The organism is Sulfuricurvum sp. RIFCSPLOWO2_12_FULL_43_24 (assembly GCF_001829605.1).
Lineage (GTDB): Bacteria > Campylobacterota > Campylobacteria > Campylobacterales > Sulfurimonadaceae > Sulfuricurvum.
Map to the genome: position 1 here is coordinate 16,143 of NZ_MIBT01000068.1, position 18,662 is coordinate 34,804.

The following is an 18,662-nucleotide window of genomic DNA, read 5'->3' on the forward strand; positions in this document are numbered from 1 at the left end:
GATGCAAGAAATAGAAAAAATCGTAAACGGGAAAGACCTGTTTAAACGCCCTGAGTACCAAGAAGTACTCGCAAACAAAAAACAATTCGAATCGTCTATGCTTGCAGTTAATCCTGCAAAAGTAGAAGAGATCGCTGAGTGGACAAAAACATGGGATTACCGTGAGAAAAACCTTGCTCGTGAAGCGATCACCGTTAACCCTGCAAAAGCATGTCAGCCTCTTGGGGCTGTTATGGTTGCACTCGGGTTTGAGGGTACTATGCCTTACGTTCACGGTTCTCATGGATGTGTTGCGTATTTCCGTTCATACTTTACCAAACACTTCAAAGAGCCGACTCCTTGTGTTTCGGATTCTATGACTGAAGATGCTGCGGTATTCGGTGGATTGGTGAACATGAAAGAGGGTCTTAAAAACTGTGCTGCAGTGTATAAACCTAAAATGATCGCGGTTTCTACCACATGTATGGCAGAGGTTATCGGGGACGACTTGATGGCATTTATCCTTGCGGCAAAAGAAGAAGACGGCGGAGAATATCTTCCGGCTGAATATCCGATCCCTTTTGCACACACACCTTCATTCGTAGGTAGCCATATCACTGGATATGACAACATGATGCACGGTATCATGTCTCAGCTCACTGAAGGAAACAAAGGCGAAACGAAACAACGTATCAACATCATTCCTGGTTTTGAAACGTACATCGGAAGCCTTCGTTCGGTTAAAAGCATTGTAGAAGCATTCGGAACAGACTATATCATGTTGGGTGACCACTCTGATCAATGGGATATGCCGGCTGGTAACTACGAAATGTTCCAAGGCGGAACAAAAATTGAAGACGCAAAAGATTGTATCAACTCAAGTGCAACCATCTCTCTTCAAAAATACGCAACGTCTAAAACCATGAAAATGGTCGAAAAACGTTGGAAACATGCTGGTGGATGTTCTAACCCAATCGGTCTTAAAGGTACCGATGAGTTCGTTATGAAACTCGCAGAGTTGACTGGAACTGAAGTTCCACAAAAACTCAAAACTGAGCGCGGCCGTCTTGTCGATGCTATGCAAGACAGCTATCCGTACATGCACGGTAAAAAATTCGCTATCTGGGGTGATCCTGACTTCCTAATCGGTGCAGTATCATTCCTCCTTGAGATGGGTGCAGAACCTACTCATGTTCTTTGCCACAATGCACCAAACGGCTGGGAAGCTGAGATGAGAGCAATGCTCGATACTTCTCCGGCTAAAGACAGCCTCCATGTATGGGCAGGTAAAGACTTGTGGGCAATGCGTTCACTCTTGTTCACTGAGCCGGTTGATTTCATGATCGGTAACAGCTATGGTAAAGAGTTGATGCGTGATACAGGAACTCCGTTGATTTACATCGGATTCCCGATCTTTGACCGTCATCACCTTCACCGTTACTCTATCAGCGGATACGATGGAGCCTTGAACCTTCTTACTTGGATCACGAACAAAGTTCTTGATCAATTGGATGAAGATACCAAAAACATCGCAACCACTGACTATTTCTTCGACCTCGTCCGCTAAGGACACCGCCTCCATCCGGGGGCAAACTTCATTGTTTCTCGTCATTTTTCCCCTTTCGGGGAATTTTTTTGGTTGAGTTTTTTACGAAAGATTCAGTCAAATAAACAGGATGATTTATGGCAGGCGTACACGATAAAATCAAAGCGGAATTGATGGTTGAAATTTATGCGAATATAGATCGTATTTACGATTCGATCGAGCAGCATTTTGATTTGGATGATAGCCGTCGAAGTAATGTCATCAAAAGTCTCAATACCCTCAAAGACGAACTCTATTTCGTCGTTCAGACAACTTCTTTATCTTAAATTTATTTATATAATATTCAATAAACTAATATAATCAGTATGTTTTTTGTCTAAAAAGTCCTATAATGTATTCTCGCTAAGGATGGAAGGAGTTTTGTGTGGCTCTGATGAATAATATGACAATCATAAAACGGATACTATTATGGTTGGGTGCAATGTCATTGGTATGGTTTCTTATCCTTGCCTTTATTGTGTTGCAAGTGAGAGAAACTGTTCGGCAAGAGGGTTTGAATCATCTGCAAAAAATTTTAAATCATAAAAGTGATGCTCTTGGTGCGTATGTAGTACAAAGATATGATGCCCTTGATAACCTAAATCAATTTTTCTCCTTTACATCACACTATCATCCTATCTTCGATAAAAAAATGTGGATGACTGATCAACTCTTTTCAAAGAATCTACAACAAAACTTAGCTGATATCAAAGAGAAAAGCGGTTTTTACGATATTTTTTTGATCACATTGAGCGGAGATATCATTTACACCTTTGAACGTGAAAAGGATCTGCATACCAACCTACTCAACGGTCCCTATAAAAATACACTGTTGGCGCATATTTTTCAGGATGCTTTGAAGCAGAAGAAACCTTATATTTCCAATTTTGATTATTACGAACCCAGTCACGAAGATGCCGCTTTTATTGCTAAACCTATTATAGTAGAGGGGAAAATTCTTGGTGTATTGGCGGCTCAAATTGACAATAAAGTAATCAATTCGGTCATTAATGATTATAGTGAATTGGGAAAAACAGGTAGGGTTGTTACCTCGGGTTTTTGTAATAGCAGGTCGATCAATGCGAAAACATCACGACATTGTGATATAAAAGAATGTGCTACCTGTAATTCATTTCAACTTGAAGCAATTAACAATGCCCTCAAAGGGAAATACGGCCAGCAATACACATCCGATAAATCCGGGCATGAGTTAGCGGTTGCCTGGGGATATCAAAAAGATTTGCGCTGGGGAATAGCGGTGCATATGGAAGAGAACGAATTATTGGAGTCCTGGTATCAATCAACAACCTCGCTAATAATTTTATTTTTTAGCGGTATTTTAGTGATCGGTTTTATGGTCATTATGGCATTTCGCTCTTTTTCCAGACCGATACATAAACTAACGCATTATGCGTATTTGGTTTCAAGCGGACATTATAACATTCAGATTGACGCCAAAGGATACGATCATGAATGGCAGGTATTGATACATGCATTCAAAAATATGGTTATCGAAATCAATCGGGAGATGGCTAAGCTTAATGAACAAAATATCCTTTTAAAGAATCAAAAAAATGAGATCGAAGAACTCAATCAGAATTTGGAATTCCGTATCAAGAAGAAATCCGAAAAACTTCAAGAATATATCAATATCATAGATCATTATGTGATCACATCCCAAACCGATAAAAATGGTATTATCCTCTATGTTTCGGATGCATTTTGTAAAATCAGTGGCTATAGCAGAGATGAATTAATCGGGCATAATCACCGTATCATACGCCATCCTGATATGCCGGATTCATTGTTTGAAGATCTCTGGACAACGATAACATCCGGAAAAACATGGCATGGTGAGATCAAAAATTTAAAGGCGGACGGCGGCTATTATTGGGTCGAAACAACAATCACGCCCAATATCGTGGACGGAGAAATAACCGGATATACGGCAGTTCGATACGATATCTCGGATAAAAAAATCATTGAAGAGCTGGCAATTACCGATCCGATGACCGGACTCTACAATCGCCGTTTTTACATTAAGACGATCAACGAAGAGATGAACCGCATCAAACGTCACGATTCATCACTCGCATTAATGATGATTGATGTTGATAATTTCAAGCTCTATAACGACACCTACGGTCATCAGGCAGGGGATGATGTTTTAACGCGAGTCTCCGATATCCTGAAATTTTACACTTCTCGCAGCGGTGAGTATGCGTTTCGCTTAGGAGGAGAGGAGTTTGGAATCATCGTTAGCGGCATGGATAGGGATGAATATATTGAACTTGCCAATCGTATTCGCAGTGCGATAGAGGTGTTGGCAATAGTACATGAGAAGAACAACGCTTCTCCTTATGTTACCATTTCAATCGGAATTGCCCTTTATCGTACGGGTTCACACGCCACGTGCGAAGATCTATACAGAGAAGCGGATATGCAGCTTTATCGGGCCAAAGAGCACGGTCGAAATCAAGTTGTCATCGGTGAGAAAAGTTAAATACCCTCTTCACTCTCAAACTCCATAAATGCTTCAGTAAGATCGGATGGCTTGATCGTTTCTTTTTCTAACTCTTTGAGCGCTTCAGCTTCCTCTACTTTGGCATGTTCTTCTTCGACATACTCAATAAAAGTTTCAATATCCTGATCCGGTTGATAAAACGGTGCGTAACCCAGCGCAATATCGACAAATTCGATCCCGCATCCGAAATCGATTAACTGTTGTTTTAAATCCATATAATTTCCTATAATTTATTGGGCGATATTATAAAGAAATATGCTTGATCTATCGAATGCTAATTGGCTTTTGGAAGTGATTTCGGTAGAATGGACGAATATATAGGTAGAAGGTTATGAATGCAAATACGAGTTTACTATGAAGATACCGACGTCGGCGGAGTTGTCTATCACTCCAATTATCTTAATTTTTGCGAACGGGCCCGAAGTCAGCTCTTTTTTGATGCGGGGCGTTCTCCGATATTGGAGGGGGGGCATTTTGTGGCGAAGCACATCGAAGCCGATTATCTCAAAAGTGCTAAGTTTGGAGAAATTTTAGAGGTAAAAACAACCCTCATACAGATAAAAAATGCTTCGTTTAGCTTATTGCAGCAGATTTTTCGTGAAGATGAAAAAATATTTGAAATGAAAATCGATTTGGTTTATATCAATTTCGCAGGGAATATGACGAAAATCCCTGCAGCGGAAAAAGCGTTTTTATCCGCTTTAGAGTAGGGGCTTGAGTTTGGGAGCCGCTTTTTCGATTGCTGCACCGATTTCATGATTTTCACGCATCATAGCAATATCCAGCGGAGTCATCCCCTCTTTGCTCATGGCATTTGCAGATGCACCTTTTTCAATCAGATACACAGCAATAGGCGTATGACCTTTCCATGCCGCGAGATGCAATGCTGTGGCACCTCCTGCATCTTGAGCATTAACATCGGCCCCTTTTTCGATCAGATACTTGACCGCCTCAGTATTCCCGACCCACACGGCATACATCAAAATGGTTTTATTATTATCCTCGCGCGCTGTGTTGGCATCGCTAAGGGTTTGGATACGTGAGTGAAATGTTTGGGTGTCGTTACGATCAAGCAGCCCAACCAGTTCTAGTATATCGGCTCCCTGAAGTGATAAAGCCATAAAAATGGAGAGAAAAAATGGATATTTCATTCTTATTTCTTGAACTGCTCGATGAACTCTTCGATATCGTCAAACAACGCTTGAAGATCCTCTTCATGCTCCACTTCATCGGCTAAAATTTGAGAGACCAAATCGTAGGTAATAATATCTTTTTCACGTGTAATGTCGAGGATGTTTGAGTAAACACCGATGGCACATTGCTCCCCTTTGATCGCTTGTTCCAGTACTTTACGTACATCAGATTCCGTGGGTGCATCGTAACCGCAATTGGTATTGGTTAACCACTCAGCAGGGTGCAGAGCAGGAGTTCCCCCGAGTTGAATAATACGATCGCATAGCATTGTGGCATGACGAAGTTCATCGGCGGCGTGCTGAGTGAGTTCGACGATAGCGGCGTCTTTCATCAACCCTTTCACCACTTTGGATTCGATAAAATATTGGTAGTATGCGAGCCATTCATCACAATATGCTTTATTCAGAAGTTCATACACGGTTTGTGCTTCAATCCCGCGCAGAAGTGAAATCCCTCTTTTCCCCATTAAATACCCCTTATTGATAGATAATCCAACTCTATCACTGCTTCTCTTAAAGGAAAATTATTCTCCGCTGTAACGGTTAAGTTCATCAGAGAGCAAAAGAGTTATGCCATTTACTTTTGACATAGTAATAACCCCTTCAGATTTCAGTTTTTTAAGCATTCGAGAGAGCGTTTCGGGGGTGATTCCGATCAAGCGAGCTATTTCAATCCCTTTGAGACGTTGAAAAATATTCGGGTCATCACGGACTAAACGTGCTACTTTTGCCAATGCATTCGGAGCGCTGTGCCGCTGCAGTGAGCTCTCTAATGCTCCGATTTTTTGTGTCAAAGATGAGATGAGTGCGATGCTCAAAGAGGGGTCGTTTTGGATCAGTTGCAAAAACGGGTCACGCGAAATTTTAAGAACAGTGGAGTTTTGAGTAGATTCACACGATGCCGGGTAGGGGATTTGTTTGAGAGTGGCAACTTCAGCGATCAGTGAGGGGGCGCGGAAACGGTGGATGAGCATCGTCTCATGGCTGGCGGATACTTTAAAAACATTAACTTCACCCTGGAGAAGAAAATGAAAATAATTGCTTTCATCTCCCTCATAAAAGACAATTTCACCTGCTGAGTAATGACGAAGAATACCGATTTGCTCGATTTTTTTCTGCTGATCAGGGGTTAAATGATTAAATAATCCAACGTTGTCGGAAAAAATCGTTTTATCGGGCGCTAAGGGGTTCAAAACCAAACTCTTTCGCACGCAGTAATTCGACAGGATAAATCACCTGAGCATTAATAAGACGCATAGTGTACTCCCTATGGGTGTGGGTGAGATCTGAAATCAAATAGTCGATACCGACACTGGTGGAGTATTGGATCCAATCGACGGTGATATCATTATTCATCAGGGCATTAGCCTCGTAAATTGTTGAGGGGAATTCGATCAAAGAGTTAGCAAGGATCATATTTTTACGGTCATTGTATTGGGTTAGAGTGAGGAGTGTGGGATCGATATTGATCTGCGTTGAGAGGATGTTTTTCTCTTTGACTCCGGTAAATGTCATATGTGCGGTTAGAAGAGCGCTTTTGACTACCGGAATATGGAGAATAATGCTCGCTTTATTAAATTTCGATGGCTTTGAGAGATGAGAGATAATGTTGTCTCCCCTCAAATCTACCGGATAGCTCGAAACCCTCTTCTTTTCACTTTTATGGGCAAAAAATACCTCTTCTGTAGTAGCTTTTAGCTGGGTTCCGACCGATGAACTGTCATAAAAAATGGCGATTGAATCACCCATATACGGGAGCAGCGCTTCGATTTGGGCAACATAATCGATCCCTCCGAACGTAAAATTCTCAGGTGCATCGGGGAGGTCGCGTTTGTGGACGGTGGGGATAAAGACGGGGAGATTGGTATTGAGAGTAATCATCTCTTTGGCTCCCATTGCGGTGAGAGGGGCGAGTATCGCATCCATCCCATCATGACGTACTTCTTCCAAGACGCGAGAGAGTGAGGCGGCAGATTCATCCGGCATATCGTAGCGTTTAAGTTCAAAATGATCACTGCGTCGGCTTAAAAGGGTGGCAAGTGAGACATTATAAAGGGTCTGAGAGTATTTTCCAATAACTTTGGGTGAAGAGATAACGGCAATTTTAATGGTTGAATCTACTGGGGTAACATTACGTGAAAGGGGCGATGTGTCAGAGGATTTTCGAATCGTCATATTTTGGGCATAAGTCAAGAAAAAAAGGATCGATGCAATAAAAAAGATACGGATGAAAATCATAATAACTGAGCCTTGATGGTTTGTAAATCACGCATGGTCTCTTTTTTGAGTGATGGATTCCGAACGAGATAGAGGGGATGGTACATCGGTATCAACAGCGCATCTCCAAAAGGGATCACTTCTCCGCGAACGCGCTCAAAATCTCCATTGTCACCGGTCAGGATTTGGTACGCATCGGGTCCGAGTGTGACGAGTATGCGAGGTTTTATGAGTGAGATTTGTTTGGACAAAAAGGGAGTACAGCTGTTGCATTCACTGGATGATGGATTTTGAAAACCAAAGGGTTTGCATTTAACAGCATGGGTCAAATAAACCTCTTCAATGGTGAGATTGATCACTTTTTCGATCATATCACGCAGCATCACCCCTGATCTTCCGATGTAATATCCTGCGGCTTCATCTTCTGCGGCAGAGACATAGGCATCGATAAACATCAACGGTGCTTTGGGATCACCGCAGCCGATCATGCTTTGGCGACGTGATTTACTCAGATCGCACAGATAACATTGTGCAATGCTTTGAGCCAAGGTGCTTATCGAATCGGGCAAGGTACTCGAAGTGGTTTGAATATTGGGTGTAATCGGATCGACATAGGTGTAGCCCAGTGATTTTAAACGGTAAAGATTTTCGAGCAGTGCGAGATTTTGAAAAGAGTCCACGGGTTTCACTTCTATGAATTTGAGAGAGTATAAAGAAGATGGGGTTAAAAGGAGATAAATAGAATGAATAAACTTAAGGTGATGAGATGATTTCTTCGGGTTTACCGGTATAGTATCCTTGGGAATAATCAATCCCAAGCTCTTTGACTACGGTATAAATCGCTTCAGAACTTACAAATTCAGCAATGGTTTTGGCCCCGATTTTGTGGGCAAAATTAACGATAGTTTCGACAACAATATGGTGCCTCGGATTATCCGTAATCCCTTGGATAAGAGAACCGTCGATTTTGATGTAATCAACATTAAGCTTGAGAATATTTTCAAAGTTGGAGTATCCGGTCCCAAAATCATCAATCGCTATTTTTGCCCCTAATGCTTTTACGGTGGTAATAAATTCGACTACTTCTTCATAGTTTTCGATCCCTTCGGATTCGAGAATTTCAAAAACGATTCGTGATGCCGTTTTGGTTTTTGTAATCGTATGGATAATTTCGTTGACGATGTGAGGATTTCGAATATCGCTATCGGAGAGATTAATGGAAAACTCTTCATTTCGGTTTGCAAAAAGAGCACAGGCTTGATTGACAACTTCTATGGTAATTTGAGGATAGAGTTTCGTTTTTTTGGCAATAGACAAAAATCTTGCAGGAAATATCATATTGTTATCCGTGTCCGCCATACGGACCAATGTTTCGTATTTATTAATCTCTCCGGTGATGAGATTTACGATCGGTTGATAATGGCAAATGATCCGTTTTTGCGCCAGAGCAATACGGATCATGGCGCTCATTCTCATATTGGAACGATAGGTCTCTTCAATATTTTCATGTTCGGCATAAAGTGCAATGGATGTTTTCTCTTTTTTCGCTCCGTTTAAAGCAATATCGGCACGTGTCAACAGTTTGCTGTGACCGATCGCAGCACCGACGGTCATCCGGATGTTAATCGTTTCATTTCGGACTAAAAAGATCTTTTCATCCAATAACGACATTAACGCCTTAATCCGATTCCGTAGATCATGCCACGTAAAGTTTTCATACAACAAAATGGCGAATTCATCACCGCTGATGCGGTACGGGAAGAAATTCATTTTACTAAACCAGTGTCCAACCTGATTCAAAATATTGTCGCCCGTTTCGATCCCGTAAAAATCATTGATCTCTTTAAAGTCGTCGATATTAAATATGACACAAACCGACGGGTTTCTTTGACCCATATCGGCAACGATTTTTTGGCGATTCGGCAATCCGGTCAACTGATCGTAGTAGGCCAGTTTCAGTGATTGTTCTTGGCTCTCTCGTAATGCGGATAAATCGGTAAAAATGGCGAGATAATTTTGGATTTTTTTATTTTCATCCATGATGGCGCTTATACTCACCCATGCCGGAAAAATATCTCCATTTTTACGCCTGTTCCAAATTTCACTGCTCCAATGCTTTTCTCGCAATAAGGTATTCCACATTTGATCGTAAAAAGAGCTATCGTGTTTGGGAGAGGAGAGAAAATGGGTATTTTTCCCGATCACTTCTTTTTCGTCATACCCAAATGTGTTGACAAAAGCGTTATTTACTTTGATAATATTGTTGTATCGATCGGTGACAATCATACTGTCTGAGGCATTTTTCATGGCCATTGCAAGGATCTCAAATTCTCGCTTATTCTCATGTGCATGGATGTCATTCAATCTTTTATGCGATTTAGAAATGGACATTATATTCACACACAGCCTTTTAAGAATTCAAAAAATGATGAAAAGCATATTGTCTTACTAAATAATTTTAATTTTAAAATGTATTTATTTGATCAATAATTGTTCTATTTTTGGATAAATTTATTGCTTATATTATCTCGATAAGATTTAAAATTAAGTAATAGCAAAGGTTATATGGAAAAAAAATTTAAAAATCATGCTAAAATCCGACCGATACGTTCAATTATTTTCCAAAGGCTGAGTGTGGGTAGCAATCTACTTTATTCGATAGAATCTTTTCCTCCATTACCCGAATCAATTAACAAACTCAATGAACTTTGTATGGCAGATGAGATAGATTTAAAAGCGGTCATTCGTGTTATAGAGTCCGATCCGATGCTCTATACGGATATTTTACGCTTTTCCAATGTACCCTATCATGGATTTCGTTATCCGATTACGTCAATCTCTCAGGCAATTGCACTTTTTGGTATTGCGGCGGTTCGTGGAATGGCACTTACAGCGGCGTTAAGAGCCCATCCTTTTACCGATGTAGCCCCGTATGGGATTGATGTACACCAATGGTTTCGAGTGATGGAACAACAACAACGATTTTTGGATATTTGGCTTGGTAAAAAACACCGTGCCATTCTCCAGTCCTTGGGCGGATTAACCTTTATTCTCGAAATAGGGCGCTTGGTTACCTCTTATGTGCTTATGTTTACTCATCAATCGTACAGCTTTAGTGAAAATGAACCGGAAAAACTGAGTATTGAAGAAAAAAATATTTTGGGACGTTCCAGTGATGAGTTGGCGGCTCAATTGTTTGAATTTTGGAATTTTGAGAAGATATTTGTCAACTCATTGTGCTATTCACTTAGTCCTGATGATGGGCTTGAACCAAAAACGTGTGCGGCTTTGAAGTGTGCCCGAACGCTCTTCACGCTCAAAGGGATTACCCCGTTCGAAGAGGTTGAAGCGGTTTTAGTCAAATACGATTTTTCTGTGAGTGATGCGAGAATAGCGTATGAAATTTTATTGGCTGTTGAAGAATAAAGCGAAAGTGAGAGGTTAAAGCCCCCTAACTCAGGGCTTTAAGAAGAGTTACGAACAGTGCCCGCCGCCGCAGCAAGTGGAAGCTTCTTGAACTTCGACTTCTACCGGTGTTGATTCCCAAACGCCGTGTTTAGTACAGTAACCGTGCGCTACCAGAGTCAATTTTTTACCCATTGGAACGATGTTGAAGGTTACTTCCGCATGATTTTTTTCATTTCCGAGTGTTCCCGGGACAAAATCAGCACGTGCAAGCAATGTTTCTCCATTGTAAAGCGCGATGTTGGCGATAAAGTGATCGAAATCATCCGGGTGAGAATATTCGTTCCCCATTTTTACCGTAACGGCAAATTTTTCCCCTTTTTTAGCATTCTCGGCACAGTGGATAAACGGAGAATGACGATCGATATAATCTTTTTTCGCTTCACGATCTACAGTGCTGATATCTACGTAACGATTGATGGTTGGCATCTTTGTTCCTTGTTGAATTTAATATGAGGGGGGTATTGTACTCACCCAAACTTTTAACTTCTTCTAAATAGGATACTTTATCTCTGAATTAATTTTTTCCAAAGCAACAGCCATTTTTAACCATCAAAGGGGTAAAATCGGGCTTTAAAAATGATTGATGGATAAGTGATATGTTAAAACCTCTTTTGATTGAAATCGGTGTTGAAGAACTCCCGGCGGTCCCCTTGCTCAAAGAACTGAGTGAGATCGAGAAAAAATGGTTAGCCGTACTGGAGAAAAATGCTCTCGCGGGAGAGTTTGAGTTTTATTATACGCCGCGCCGTTTGGTTTTGTGGCACCGTGAATTTAAAACACATCAAGATGACCGTGTCGAAGAGTTTTACGGAGCGCCTGTTGAAATGGCAATCAAAGACGGAGCTCCGACTCCGGCGGCTTTGGGATTTGCGAAAAAATGCGGGGTAGAGTTCGATCAACTTATGCGTGCTGAAAAAGGGGGTAAAGAGGTCCTTTATTTCAGTCGAAGCGTTGCTGGACGCTCCAGCAGTGAAATTCTCGGAGAGATGATTGAACAATGGATTAAAAGTCTCAACTTCGGTAAATCGATGCGTTGGGGCAGTAACCACGAGAGTTTTATCCGTCCTATCCGCTGGATTAATGCCACTTTGGGTGAAGATCTTGTAGAGGTAGAGCTATTTGGTGTACGATCATCTTTGGAAACGTATGTCCATCGTATCAGTCATTTCGAAGCGAAAGCGGTAAACTCAATCCATCACTATTTTGATTTGCTCAAAGAGGGATCGGTGAATCTTTATCCGCAAAGCCGCCGCGAATCGATCTTGGCAAATTTTGCTGCGCTCGAATCTGAGCACGGTATCACCATTGAAGTTGATGTCGATCTTTTGGATGAAGTTGTTGCGATCACCGAGCATCCTACTCCATTACTCGGAAGCTTTGATGAGAGTTTCCTCGAATTGCCTCCCGAAGTTATCATCACCTCGATGAAAGAACATCAGCGTTATTTTCCGGTCTTTAAAGAGGGCAAACTTATCAACGCATTTGTCGTCGTATCGAATGCGCTGACCGATGATTTTACCCACGTAATCGAAGGAAATCAGCGCGTTCTCCGCCCACGCCTCTCTGATGCCCTCTTTTTCTACCGCAACGACCTCAAAAAAGGGCTTAGCACCGCAGGGTTGGAAAAAGTCGTATTTATGAACGGTTTAGGGACATTGGCAGAGAAAATCACTCGTGAAAAAGTGGTCGCATCGACTATTGCAAATTTAATATATGATAATATTAATCCTGACCACTTAGAGCGTGCAATGGAGTTGGCAAAAGCCGATTTGATGTCCGAAATGGTCTATGAATTTACTGAACTTCAGGGACTTATGGGGTATTACTACGCCCTTGCCCTCGGTGAGGATGCTGAAGTCGCAACAGCGATTAAAGAGCAATATCTCCCAAGCGGTGAAGAGAGTGCACTGCCGAGCACGATGCTCAGCGCGATTGTCGCAATGTCGATGAAAGTCGATACCCTCATCGGTATGTTCAGTATTGGTGAGATTCCGACCGGTTCACGCGATCCGTTCGCTCTTCGCCGTGCGGTGAACGGGATTATCAAAATCGCCGTAGCACACCAAATCCCTCTCAATTTCTCTACATTGATCGATCAGCTTGCATCGATCTATCCGCAAGGCAAAGAGTACAAAAAGAACGTTGAGACCTTTGTAATCGAACGACTTGCGGGAGCGTATATCGGGGTTAATCCATCAATCATCCAATCCGTTGTTGCCAAAGATGCTCATGTCGAACTTGATCTCCTGGAGATCGACCGTAAGATTCGAGCCGTTGCTTCCATCGCATCTTCAGACACATTTATTGAAGCGTTCTCCACGTTTAAACGGGTCAGTAACATCCTCAAAGACGAAGCAATGGATAAAGGTTTCAGCGTTAACGAATCGTTGTTTGAAAACGATGCGGAACGCAATCTCTTCACGTTGGCTAAAGCCGTTATAGAATCAGAGTATGAAACCCTCGAAGAGCGTTTGGATGCGTTGTTCGCTCTCAAAGCGCCGCTCGATACCTTCTTCGACAACGTTATGGTCAATGCCGAAGATTTAAACGTCCGTGCCAATCGAAAAGCCCTTGTCGGAATGATTTACGCTGAGCTTTACGCAATTGCCGACATCAAAAATATCACCTTATAAAGAGATCTCTTTGTTCCCAATCTAATGATTGGGAGCCAAAAAATATCTTTATGATTGTATTGAGACTATTTTTTATTATTATTTTTGAAAAGAAATAGTAGAGGAAAAAATAAAAATGGTTTCAAATAATCATCAAAATCCTACTCTTCAGGATGAAAATATTGAAGAGTTAAATCTTGAACTGTTAAATATTCTCTCTGAATTGAGCAGTATTGTATCGATGGAAGAACAATATCGTTTGGCGGGTATGAAAATGAAAAATACATCCGCATTAGTGGATCTTATGGAACGGATGAATACGCTGCAGATGAAAATTAATGAAAGAATTTAGCCGTTTTCAATGATGTTTTAATGCAACAGTTTTTCTACGTCGGATAAATCATTTTTCAAATCCATTGGATTTTTAATCGGCAATTGAATAGTAAAACATGCTCCATGAATCGTATTGTTAACGGTTAATTTTCCATTGCAATGCTGCTCGACTATTGTTTTGGACATATATAGACCGATGCCTGTTCCATCTTTATCAAATTTTGTACTGAAATAAGGGTCAAAAATTTTATCAATCAGTTCCGTGGGGATTCCTCCTCCATTGTCTTCAATTGCTAGAGAGGCCTGTCCATTTTGAGAGGATATTCGAATCCAAATTTTTGGGTGTAGGATAGAATTTTCGATCAAAACATCTTCTGCATTTTTAAAAATATTGAGGATTACCTGTGTTATTTCACGAGGGTAGGTCATAAAAAAATGATCTTCGCCGTAAGAAACGTCCACCTGTATGTTCTTAGCTATCAACATTGGCTGTATGATCTCAAGACTACCATTAATCAATTCTTTCCAACTCGATAATTGTTTGGTTTTATCTTCTTTGAAAAAGTTTCTAAAATCATTGATCGTATCCGATAAATCTATTGCAAGGTCACTGATTAGGTTCAATTTTTCCGCGAAGTGCTCCTGGTCGTATTGACCCAGCATCGTTTGCAGATTCAAGGTTCCTGAAATCGCAGCAATGGATGCGAGAGGCTGTCGCCACTGATGGGCAATCATCGAAATCATCGCACCCATTGCCGCGTGACGTGATTGCATCATAAGCATATGATCTTTGTTCTTGAGCTCTGTGATGTCCATTGCAGAAGATATGACTGTTTTCTTCCCATTAAGTATTCCAAAGGGTGCTGTACTGAATTGCCAGGTCACTTTTTCACCGGATTTACTGTAAAACGAGAATTCGCCTTCATCTACTTTTTGCGTTATTTTGTATAGGCTTCGGATATATTCTTTTATCCCTTCTTGCTGCTCTTTATAAACTTTATCAACCCATATGTCAACCGTAGGAGTTTCTTCATGCGTGTAGCCGCAAATATCACTCCATGCCCGATTTATTTTTACGATTGTACCGTCTTCTGAATGGACGATAATCGGATTGGGTGCTGAATTGATCATGTTTTCGAGTTCAGTATTGAGATTTCTGATTTCTACCGTCATTTTGTGTGCCAACATTCGAGCATGCTCGGCAGTTTTTGAAAAAGAGAAAATACTCAATACTATCAAAAAAAATATCGCTAAAGAGGCTAATATGATCAGCAAAGAGGGCTCCTTGTCACTATTTTTATCAAAGGAGGGAAGTCACTCAAAACATCAAGATTGGAGGAGCGAAAAAGGAGTTTTTTAAAGAATTTTAAATTCACGTATAAGCTCCATCTGCCGTTTGGCAATATAATCGAGTAATTTGTCGTGGTAGGTGGATGAAAGCTCAAAAAGAAAGACAACATGAAAACTTCGGTAGAAATTATCAATCCGATACACTGTACCGGAGAGTGTTAAGTTTAACGGCTGTTTATCCGTTTCGAGAACAATGACGATTTTGGAAATTTCACCGACGGAGAGTGATGCAGGAAGCGCGTCCATCTCGATTTTGACGGAACAAATGGAAATATCCAGAATACGAATATTTCCAAAAAATTTGATTTCATTTTGGAACAACGTAACACTGTGACGTTCAGGGTCAGGTTCAAGCCGTATATTGGCTCGTTGATTAGCGCTTTCTTGAACAAAATGCATTTCAGAAAACGTTACAGTCTGCTGATCAAAGTCAATTGAATTGGCTGCGTTGCATAAAACACTGAATGGAAAAAGCTCAGAAGAAATGATGATATTTTTAGCCAGTTTAATAGCTTTTAGCTGTGAATGGGATGTTTTAAGGACCACTTTTTGATCATCCATAGAGACCAAAACCGCATTGTTTACAATGGTCAATCCACGATAAAAATTATGAAGTTTGACTTCAGAAGCGTTTTCTTTAACCACGTGCAAAAGCTTTCTTACGGCAGTACAATCATGAAGTTTTTGATCATGTTTAGTTGCATTCCCATCAAAAATCATCATTAAATTCAAATCGGTTATATCATCAAAAGAGAGAATGACTAAGTTTTGCTTTTCCGGTATTACCCTCAGTTTCATAATCAAATGTCGGGCTTCCTTATGATGATTATGGACTTTTGTATGGAAAAGTTTCCCGGGATTTTCCAGTGCAATTTCAAACCACCCGGATTCTGCAGTCGGATACAAAAAACCTTGGTGTTCCAAAAGTAATTCACCCACTCCCTTATGTATGTCAACAAACTCATTCAGTGTTTTAACTCCAAAAAAGTCAAGAAACTGTCGATTGACGACTATGGGTTCTGTGCCGTTTAGCATCATAAGCAGGTTGTTTTGATAGTTGAAAATATCGGTAAGCTGATTTTCGAAAATCCGTTTATTACGTTCTTTATTAATGGATAATACAGCTTCATGCAGTGTGGTGATTAATAAAGGGACTTTGGTAGGTTTCGAGAGATATTTAAAAGCCCCTATATCGATTGCTTCATGCAAATATTCTTTATCGTCAAAAGCGGAGAGGAAGATAATCCGGACATCATTATTGTCTTGTTTGATTTTCTTGGATAAATCTAATCCGCTTAATCCCGGCATTTTAATATCGGTCAATACGATATCAGGAGTGTGCTTATAATAGAAATCCAGTCCAATCTCGCCATTTTCGGCATACAAAAGATGAGGAAAAATTTTTGACAATAATCCTACGATACTTTCTCGCAATCCTTTGTTGTCTTCGATGTAGAGGATATTGATATCCTGTCCAAGTGCCGTTAATTGTTTGACAATATCATTCATCGTAATTTTTTATCCGTTTTACTTGATTAGGTTAATGTCCATTTTATAGTTATAAAGTCATAAAAAAATCTCAAGAAAAAAATTTACGTATGTATGCACCCTGAAATGCGTGGAGATAGTGTAGTCGTTATGATTGTTTTATGACTTTATTTTTTTATAATAAGTTTTATATGAGAATGAGGGTAAGGATATTTTTGTGGGATGGTTTAACGATGGTTCGGGTTACTTTATGATAACACAATTGTTTTTTGAGATGCCATGCTGAAGCGGATGATTGCGCATACTTTACTCCCTTCGGATTTGATACACAGCCGGTTCATTACGATTATAGGATTTATCTTATCGGTTATTGTCGCTGCAGGGGTTTGGTATACGACGGATCTATTTTTGTACAAGAATGCACAAGATCTTTTTGAACATTATGTCCATGATAATAGTGACGCTATAGATAGACGGATGCATCGATATGAAAATGCATTGCGCAGCGGTGTCGGATTCATGCAGGGGAGCAGTTATGTCTCGCGTGAGGAATGGCGGCAGTTTGTTCAGACCCTTGATCCTGAAAAATATTATAGTGGAATGCAGGGGATAGGCTTCTCGATGATGCTCACTCCTGAACAGGTCGGTCCGATAGAGGAGAAAATGAGAGATGAGGGGTACTCTTCATTTCTCCTCAGACCGGAAGGCAAACGGGATCGCTACAGTGCGATTCTCTACCTTGAACCCCTTGATATACGCAATCAGGCTGCCATCGGATACGATATGTACTCTGAACCTACCCGCCGTGAAGCGATGCAGAGAGCGGCAGATACGGGTTCAGTAGCGGTTTCTGGAAAAGTAAAGCTGGTTCAGGAAATTGATAAAAAGGTACAGGCAGGATGTCTGATGTATCTACCGTTTTATAAAACCGGAGAGAAGAGTGATACGGTGGAAGAACGACGTCGTGCGTTGATCGGATTTGTTTACAGTCCCTTTCGGATGAACGATTTGATGGAGGCGCTTGGAGAACATGACGAATCGATTCAACTAGAGATATATGACGGTCCACGGCGCTCGGCAGATCATTTGCTCTACCGCACAAAATCGATCGGTTATCTATCGGAACATACTGCCCATAAAACCATTAATATTGGCGGAAGAATATGGCACCTTTATTATTCCAGTACACGGCAGTTCGATCGATCGATGGATACTTTTTACCCTATTTTTGCTGCTATGGTAGGATTAGGGCTCTATTTTATTTTGCTTTACACCATTGTGGAACTGTTGCGAAGCCGAAGGATGCTTCAGAGAAATACGGTTGAACTTGAATTGAGCCGTTCATGGTTTCAAAAGATGTTAGAATCTTCCGTTGACGGTATCCACATCCTCGACACGGATGGTAATCTGATCGAATGCAGCCCGTCATTTCTTCAGATGCTCGGTTATGACGAACATGATGTGCACGGGTTGAGTGTATACGATTGGGAAGCTAAATTGTCGCATGAAGAGATTCGGAACGCGTTGAAGGCCGTGTCAGCTATTCCAATGAGCTTTGAAACGGAATTCCGGCGCAAAGACGGAAGTCTGTTTGACGTTGAAATTACGGCACGACGTATCGATGCAGACGGTGTAGCGTATCTGTATGCTTCATCGAGGGAAATAACCGAACGGAAAAAAATTGAGAGAGCCCTTGTATCGGAAAAAGAGTCGGCACAAAATTATCTGGATATCGTTGATGTTATGATTTTGGTGATTGATACCGATTTTACGATCAAACTTATTAATCGCCGTGGGTGTGAAATTTTAGGTTATTCTGCATCTGATGTGGTTGGTAAAAACTTTGTTGAATTGTTTATCCCTGAACGGATACGTAGAGAGTTGTTTGAAGTGGCAGCGGCCGTGATAGATCA

At 40.9% G+C, this 18,662-nt stretch carries 18 protein-coding genes; 8 read left to right on the plus strand and 10 right to left on the minus strand.

All coding sequences use genetic code 11. The features are described from left to right. Nucleotide 1 precedes the first annotated feature (1 nt). The 3 genes from nifK to A3G19_RS06755 all read left to right on the plus strand — a co-directional run bounded on the left by nifK (nucleotide 2) and on the right by A3G19_RS06755 (nucleotide 4,067). On the plus strand, nucleotides 2-1,546 hold the full coding sequence (gene nifK / locus A3G19_RS06745) for a nitrogenase molybdenum-iron protein subunit beta (RefSeq protein WP_015653742.1): 1,545 nt from the start codon (nucleotides 2-4) through the stop codon (nucleotides 1,544-1,546). A 116-nt stretch (nucleotides 1,547-1,662) separates the two neighbouring features. Then, nucleotides 1,663-1,851 carry a hypothetical protein gene (locus A3G19_RS06750; RefSeq protein ID WP_015653741.1) on the plus strand — a complete coding sequence of 63 codons (189 nt, stop codon included), beginning with the start codon at nucleotides 1,663-1,665 and terminating at the stop codon, nucleotides 1,849-1,851. Nucleotides 1,852-1,958: 107 nt separating this feature from the next. Continuing rightward, entirely contained in the window at nucleotides 1,959-4,067 is a 2,109-nt protein-coding gene (locus A3G19_RS06755) for a diguanylate cyclase (RefSeq protein ID WP_294871486.1), read from the plus strand. Here the strand turns inward: A3G19_RS06755 and A3G19_RS06760 are convergent. Further along, a complete protein-coding gene (locus tag A3G19_RS06760) occupies nucleotides 4,064-4,303 on the minus strand; it encodes a hypothetical protein (protein WP_015653739.1) in 240 nt (79 codons plus the stop codon). The two genes, A3G19_RS06755 and A3G19_RS06760, sit on opposite strands and share 4 nt — an antisense overlap. Nucleotides 4,304-4,423: 120 nt before the next feature. On the opposite strand from A3G19_RS06760, the gene A3G19_RS06765 reads away from it, so the two are divergent. Continuing rightward, nucleotides 4,424-4,798, plus strand: a complete 375-nt coding sequence (locus A3G19_RS06765; protein WP_294871464.1) for a YbgC/FadM family acyl-CoA thioesterase — start codon at nucleotides 4,424-4,426, stop codon at nucleotides 4,796-4,798. Here the strand turns inward: A3G19_RS06765 and A3G19_RS06770 are convergent. The 6 genes from A3G19_RS06770 to A3G19_RS06795 form a co-directional block, all read right to left on the minus strand. Further along, nucleotides 4,790-5,239: an ankyrin repeat domain-containing protein gene (locus A3G19_RS06770; protein WP_294871465.1), complete on the minus strand. Its 450-nt coding sequence runs from the start codon at nucleotides 5,237-5,239 to the stop codon at nucleotides 4,790-4,792. The two genes, A3G19_RS06765 and A3G19_RS06770, sit on opposite strands and share 9 nt — an antisense overlap. Nucleotides 5,240-5,241: 2 nt before the next feature. Then, complete coding sequence (locus tag A3G19_RS06775; RefSeq protein WP_294871467.1) at nucleotides 5,242-5,748, minus strand: ferritin-like domain-containing protein; 507 nt, start codon at nucleotides 5,746-5,748, stop codon at nucleotides 5,242-5,244. 57 nt (nucleotides 5,749-5,805) lie between these two features. Then, nucleotides 5,806-6,474 carry a Crp/Fnr family transcriptional regulator gene (locus A3G19_RS06780; RefSeq protein ID WP_015653735.1) on the minus strand — a complete coding sequence of 223 codons (669 nt, stop codon included), beginning with the start codon at nucleotides 6,472-6,474 and terminating at the stop codon, nucleotides 5,806-5,808. Continuing rightward, complete coding sequence (locus A3G19_RS06785) at nucleotides 6,452-7,519, minus strand: hypothetical protein (protein WP_294871470.1); 1,068 nt, start codon at nucleotides 7,517-7,519, stop codon at nucleotides 6,452-6,454. The genes A3G19_RS06780 and A3G19_RS06785 overlap by 23 nt, the downstream gene beginning before the upstream one ends. Beyond that, nucleotides 7,516-8,178, minus strand: a complete 663-nt coding sequence (locus tag A3G19_RS06790) for a uracil-DNA glycosylase (protein ID WP_015653733.1) — start codon at nucleotides 8,176-8,178, stop codon at nucleotides 7,516-7,518. The genes A3G19_RS06785 and A3G19_RS06790 overlap by 4 nt, the downstream gene beginning before the upstream one ends. Before the next feature lie 73 nt (nucleotides 8,179-8,251). Then, nucleotides 8,252-9,889: a GGDEF domain-containing phosphodiesterase gene (locus tag A3G19_RS06795; protein WP_294871489.1), complete on the minus strand. Its 1,638-nt coding sequence runs from the start codon at nucleotides 9,887-9,889 to the stop codon at nucleotides 8,252-8,254. Between the two features lie 174 nt (nucleotides 9,890-10,063). On the opposite strand from A3G19_RS06795, the gene A3G19_RS06800 reads away from it, so the two are divergent. After that, nucleotides 10,064-10,924: an HDOD domain-containing protein gene (locus A3G19_RS06800; RefSeq protein ID WP_015653731.1), complete on the plus strand. Its 861-nt coding sequence runs from the start codon at nucleotides 10,064-10,066 to the stop codon at nucleotides 10,922-10,924. Nucleotides 10,925-10,972: 48 nt separating this feature from the next. Here the strand turns inward: A3G19_RS06800 and A3G19_RS06805 are convergent, their stop codons facing one another. After that, nucleotides 10,973-11,392 carry a class II SORL domain-containing protein gene (locus tag A3G19_RS06805; RefSeq protein WP_015653730.1) on the minus strand — a complete coding sequence of 140 codons (420 nt, stop codon included), beginning with the start codon at nucleotides 11,390-11,392 and terminating at the stop codon, nucleotides 10,973-10,975. Nucleotides 11,393-11,562: 170 nt separating this feature from the next. On the opposite strand from A3G19_RS06805, the gene glyS reads away from it, so the two are divergent. Together glyS and A3G19_RS06815 are read left to right on the plus strand one after the other, a co-directional pair. Continuing rightward, on the plus strand, nucleotides 11,563-13,599 hold the full coding sequence (gene glyS, locus A3G19_RS06810) for a glycine--tRNA ligase subunit beta (protein WP_294871473.1): 2,037 nt from the start codon (nucleotides 11,563-11,565) through the stop codon (nucleotides 13,597-13,599). A gap of 115 nt (nucleotides 13,600-13,714) precedes the next feature. Further along, nucleotides 13,715-13,930, plus strand: a complete 216-nt coding sequence (locus A3G19_RS06815; RefSeq protein ID WP_015653728.1) for a hypothetical protein — start codon at nucleotides 13,715-13,717, stop codon at nucleotides 13,928-13,930. Nucleotides 13,931-13,947: 17 nt separating this feature from the next. On the opposite strand, the gene A3G19_RS06820 is transcribed toward A3G19_RS06815, so the two are convergent. After that, complete coding sequence (locus A3G19_RS06820; protein WP_294871476.1) at nucleotides 13,948-15,186, minus strand: PAS domain-containing sensor histidine kinase; 1,239 nt, start codon at nucleotides 15,184-15,186, stop codon at nucleotides 13,948-13,950. Between the two features lie 81 nt (nucleotides 15,187-15,267). Beyond that, nucleotides 15,268-16,770 (minus strand): response regulator, encoded by a 1,503-nt coding sequence (locus A3G19_RS06825; RefSeq protein WP_294871480.1) that lies wholly within the window; start codon nucleotides 16,768-16,770, stop codon nucleotides 15,268-15,270. A 270-nt stretch (nucleotides 16,771-17,040) separates the two neighbouring features. On the opposite strand from A3G19_RS06825, the gene A3G19_RS06830 reads away from it, so the two are divergent. Continuing rightward, nucleotides 17,041-18,662: CHASE domain-containing protein (locus tag A3G19_RS06830; RefSeq protein ID WP_294871483.1), on the plus strand; the 1,622-nt coding region annotated here is incomplete at its 3' end.

Excerpts from the sequence above, each read along its gene's own strand:
- nifK (WP_015653742.1), top strand. The coding sequence starts at position 2 with ATGCAAGAAATAGAAAAAATCGTAAACGGGAAAGACCTGTTTAAACGC.
- A3G19_RS06750 (WP_015653741.1), top strand. The coding sequence starts at position 1,663 with ATGGCAGGCGTACACGATAAAATCAAAGCGGAATTGATGGTTGAAATT.
- A3G19_RS06755 (WP_294871486.1), top strand. The coding sequence starts at position 1,959 with ATGAATAATATGACAATCATAAAACGGATACTATTATGGTTGGGTGCA.
- A3G19_RS06760 (WP_015653739.1), bottom strand. The coding sequence starts at position 4,303 with ATGGATTTAAAACAACAGTTAATCGATTTCGGATGCGGGATCGAATTT.
- A3G19_RS06765 (WP_294871464.1), top strand. The coding sequence starts at position 4,424 with ATGCAAATACGAGTTTACTATGAAGATACCGACGTCGGCGGAGTTGTC.
- A3G19_RS06770 (WP_294871465.1), bottom strand. The coding sequence starts at position 5,239 with ATGAAATATCCATTTTTTCTCTCCATTTTTATGGCTTTATCACTTCAG.
- A3G19_RS06775 (WP_294871467.1), bottom strand. The coding sequence starts at position 5,748 with ATGGGGAAAAGAGGGATTTCACTTCTGCGCGGGATTGAAGCACAAACC.
- A3G19_RS06785 (WP_294871470.1), bottom strand. The coding sequence starts at position 7,519 with ATGATTTTCATCCGTATCTTTTTTATTGCATCGATCCTTTTTTTCTTG.
- A3G19_RS06795 (WP_294871489.1), bottom strand. The coding sequence starts at position 9,889 with ATGTCCATTTCTAAATCGCATAAAAGATTGAATGACATCCATGCACAT.
- A3G19_RS06800 (WP_015653731.1), top strand. The coding sequence starts at position 10,064 with ATGGAAAAAAAATTTAAAAATCATGCTAAAATCCGACCGATACGTTCA.
- A3G19_RS06805 (WP_015653730.1), bottom strand. The coding sequence starts at position 11,392 with ATGCCAACCATCAATCGTTACGTAGATATCAGCACTGTAGATCGTGAA.
- glyS (WP_294871473.1), top strand. The coding sequence starts at position 11,563 with ATGTTAAAACCTCTTTTGATTGAAATCGGTGTTGAAGAACTCCCGGCG.
- A3G19_RS06815 (WP_015653728.1), top strand. The coding sequence starts at position 13,715 with ATGGTTTCAAATAATCATCAAAATCCTACTCTTCAGGATGAAAATATT.
- A3G19_RS06825 (WP_294871480.1), bottom strand. The coding sequence starts at position 16,770 with ATGAATGATATTGTCAAACAATTAACGGCACTTGGACAGGATATCAAT.